Here is a 1,136-nt window from a genome sequence, read left to right on the forward strand (position 1 = left end):
GGCGCAGCACTCGCAGTTCGTGCTGGCGACGTCGCGCGGCTTCCTCGCCGGCTATCCGTACTCGCGCCACTACATCGCATGCGCGCCGATCGCGGGTAGCGGCCGTCACATGCAGCGCGACGACTGGTATTCGTCGAAGCGCAGCGCGATCGATCTCGCCGCGCCCGAAGCGGTGGGCCGTTACGCGGCCGAACGCGCGCTTGCGCGGATGGGCGCGCGCCGTCTCGACACGCGCAAGGTGCCCGTGCTGTTCGAGGCGCCGCTCGCGGCCGGCCTGCTCGGCGCATTCGTGCAGGCGGTGAGCGGCGGTGCGCTGTATCGCAAGACGTCGTTCCTCGTCGACAGCCTCGGCAAGCCGGTGTTCGCGCCGCACATCCAGGTCGTCGAGGATCCGCACGTGCCGCGCGCGATGGGCAGCGCGCCGTTCGACGAGGAAGGCGTGCGCACGCGGGCGCGCAGCGTCGTGAAGGACGGCGTCGTCGAAGGCTATTTCCTGTCGACCTATTCGGCACGCAAGCTCGGCACGCAAACCACCGGCAACGCGGGCGGCTCGCACAACCTCGCGCTGCGCAGCTCGAACACGCAGGCGGGCGACGATTTCGACGCGATGCTGAAGAAGCTCGGCACGGGTCTGCTGCTGACCGAGCTGATGGGGCAGGGCGTGAACTACGTGACGGGCGACTATTCGCGCGGCGCGGCGGGCTTCTGGGTGGAGAACGGCGTGATCCAGTATCCGGTCGAGGAAATCACCGTTGCCAGCACGCTGCAGGAGATGTTCCGCCATATCGTCGCGATCGGTGCGGATTCGCTCGTGCGCGGCACGAAGGAAACCGGCTCGGTGCTGATCGAGCAGATGACGATCGCAGGGCAGTAAGCCGCACGCGGCGCAGGCCGCCAGGAAACGACAAAGCCCGACCGGCGCGAGCCGGTCGGGCTTTTTTCATCGTGCGAAGAAGTCGTCAGTCGCGCTTGCGCGTGTAGACGACGAACGCATAGCCGAACGTGTTGGGCGCGGCAGCCTGATGCGCGTCGCGCGAGACTTCCTGCCAGTGTGCGGCATCGGGCGCCGGGAACGATGCGTCGCCGTCGAAGTCGGCGTCGATCTCGGTGACGATCAGCTTGTCGGCGAGCATGAG

Annotated in this window: 2 protein-coding genes; one reads left to right on the forward strand and one right to left on the reverse strand. The window is 67.9% G+C overall.

Annotation, left to right across the window (positions count from 1 at the left end):
- The coding region (locus tag JMF90_RS38040; RefSeq protein WP_236598138.1) for a metallopeptidase TldD-related protein at positions 1 to 874 on the forward strand (874 nt) is incomplete at its 5' end.
- Positions 875 to 959: 85 nt separating this feature from the next.
- On the opposite strand, the gene JMF90_RS38045 is transcribed toward JMF90_RS38040, so the two are convergent.
- A partial coding sequence (locus JMF90_RS38045) for a dihydrofolate reductase (protein WP_201326443.1) occupies positions 960 to 1,136 on the reverse strand: 177 nt, incomplete at its 5' end.

The sequence above is a fragment of the Burkholderia sp. E168m23 genome, from assembly GCF_016586125.1.
GTDB classification, from domain to species: domain Bacteria; phylum Pseudomonadota; class Gammaproteobacteria; order Burkholderiales; family Burkholderiaceae; genus Burkholderia; species Burkholderia orbicola.